General features: G+C 32.8%; 2 protein-coding genes. Both read right to left on the reverse strand.

Annotated features, from left to right (window positions below; all coding sequences use genetic code 11):
• Nucleotides 1-290: 290 nt before the first annotated feature.
• Nucleotides 291-1022, reverse strand: coding sequence for a DsbA family oxidoreductase (locus tag DN392_RS30010; protein ID WP_088321676.1), 732 nt, complete (start codon nucleotides 1020-1022; stop codon nucleotides 291-293).
• Nucleotides 1023-1206: 184 nt separating this feature from the next.
• Nucleotides 1207-2166 carry an alpha/beta hydrolase gene (locus DN392_RS30015; protein WP_000719798.1) on the reverse strand — a complete coding sequence of 320 codons (960 nt, stop codon included), beginning with the start codon at nucleotides 2164-2166 and terminating at the stop codon, nucleotides 1207-1209.
• Between the last annotated feature and the right edge of the window lie 220 nt (nucleotides 2167-2386).

Below are 2386 nucleotides of genomic sequence, written 5' to 3' on the forward strand. Positions count from 1 at the left end.
AGTTTTCAAAGAACTACTCGGTCGCTCATTTGCGACTTCCTTATGTTAACATCTTCGTTAGTTAATGTCAACCAAGTTTTTTATTTCGTTTGCCGCGCTTTGCGTTATTGCATCGGCGACTTGTTCTATATTACACCTCTAATATACAATCGTCAATATGTTTTTATAAAAAAACTTCATTTTTTATAAATCCTATTTACGTTATTAAATTATCTATTTATATACCTCTTCTATAAGAATAGATAAGCAACCCATAAAATACTCTATGGGTTGCTATTCCTTCATAAAAACTATTGTTCTTTTGAAGGTATCGAACAACTTTCATCCGTACAAGACATATCGCTTCCACCCTCTGAAGAAAGCTCTTGTAACTTAGGTGCTGGATTCTCTTCTTCCCACACTTGTTGAAGTGCACCGACAAAAGTTTCGAGTGGTTGCGCACCTGAAATAGCATACTTTTGATTAATAATAAAATAAGGTACTCCTGAAATTTGATATTGCTGAGCAATCGCTTCATCAATTCTAACATCATTTGCATATGCACCTTTATCATTAATAACACGTAAAGCTTCTTGCTTATCTAAACCTGAAGCTTCAGCAATAGTAGCAAGCGTATCCACATCACTTAAATTTCTCGATTCAGTGAAATATGCAAAAAGTAGATTTTCCGTAATCTCTTTTTCTTTCCCTTGATCCTTTGCAAATTTAGCTAGACGATGCGCATCAAAAGTGTTCGTCGGCTTCATCTCATCAAAATTAAAACTTAAACCCATACTAGCTGCATGACTTCCTAGTTGTACATTATTACGCTTAGCTTCTTCAATACTAATTCCGTACTTTGATGCAAGTATTTCATTAATACTTGTTCCAGAATAGATTGGAGCATTTTGGTCTAATTCAAAACTTTTAAACTCCACTTCAACATCCTTCTTATGCGGAAATTGCTCTAAAGCCATTTCTAATCTACGTTTCCCAATATAACAAAATGGGCATACAAAATCTGACCATACTTCAATTTTCATAGAAACACCTCATTAACATGTAGTTTTCAATTATTGTAGCACTGGCAATAAGGAATTCAAAAATTTATGCTTCAAACCTTATATACTACAAACTAAAATAAGTTTTTAAATAGAAAAAACGATAATCAAAAGTATAAAAACATTTTCTTCTGATTATCGTATATACAAATCTAAAACAATCTAATTACGCTGGAATGTATCTCCCCACGAACTTCCATACGGTATTCCAATATTTATTCGAATCTACCTTCTCGGCTTCTCCATGTCCAGCACCTGGAACAATTAATTTCTCTTTTTCTACTTTTGCAGCATTATATACTTCATCTAACATTTCATAAGGAACAAATGTATCAGCATCCCCATGAATAAATAGCATAGGTGTTTTACTTTTTGCCACTTGTTTTATAGCTGAAGCTTCTTCTAAATCATATCCAGCTCTTAATTTTGTAACTGTATTTGCCGCATTCATAACAGGAAACTTCGGCAAGTGGAATAAATCGTTTAATTGATAAGTAAATTCATCAATAACAGTTGAGTATCCACAATCTTCAATAATAACTTTAACGTTAGAAGGTAACTCTTCACCTGAAGTCATCATTACAGTTGCCGCGCCCATTGAAACACCAAAGAGTGCTATTTCAGCATTAGGGTCTTTCTTTACAATTTGTTGAATCCAAATCAAAATATCTTTACGATCATGCCAGCCCATCCCTATATAATCACCTTCACTATTTCCATGCCCACGAAGGTCTGGTGCTATAACGTTATATCCTTGTTCATAAAAGTTCCGGATATATTTCGTCATTTTCGATGCCCTACTATCATATCCATGAACTACAATTGCCCATTTATGGCTAGATTGTTCATTCATATATTCATAACCTGTTAATTTCAACTTATCGAAAGAATTTATGTTTTGTTTATTAGGTTTATGATTTGATACAAAGTTCGCATCCTTTTCTTCATTTGTAGCGAACACAACTCCCGATGCATTCACAGTTTCTACTAAGTGAGGATTATCCTCTAAAAACTCTTTCTCTTGTTTCGCATTCAACGCATAATTATAAAAATAATTCCCGACTAACATATAAGTAATTGCTAGAAGGAATAAAACTACTATAGTAATTACACCTATCTTTTTCATATTATCTCCTTAAAAAATTTTAAATCTCCCTATATTAAGGTACCTCAAAAAACAACTGTACTATTTTAACACACCGATAGATTGCTTCTACAAAAAATAGAATAGAAAATCTTAAACTACACATCAAAAATGATGAAAGAAAATGAATATGAGGGGATCAAAAGAATACGGATACTTACTTGAAGCTGATAAGAAGTTTAAAACACAAAAAAGACGAGTC

It is taken from the genome of Bacillus sp. BB51/4, from assembly GCF_008368845.1.
Taxonomy (GTDB): Bacteria; Bacillota; Bacilli; order Bacillales; family Bacillaceae_G; genus Bacillus_A; species Bacillus_A wiedmannii.

Excerpts from the sequence above, each read along its gene's own strand:
- DN392_RS30010 (WP_088321676.1), bottom strand. The coding sequence starts at position 1,022 with ATGAAAATTGAAGTATGGTCAGATTTTGTATGCCCATTTTGTTATATT.
- DN392_RS30015 (WP_000719798.1), bottom strand. The coding sequence starts at position 2,166 with ATGAAAAAGATAGGTGTAATTACTATAGTAGTTTTATTCCTTCTAGCA.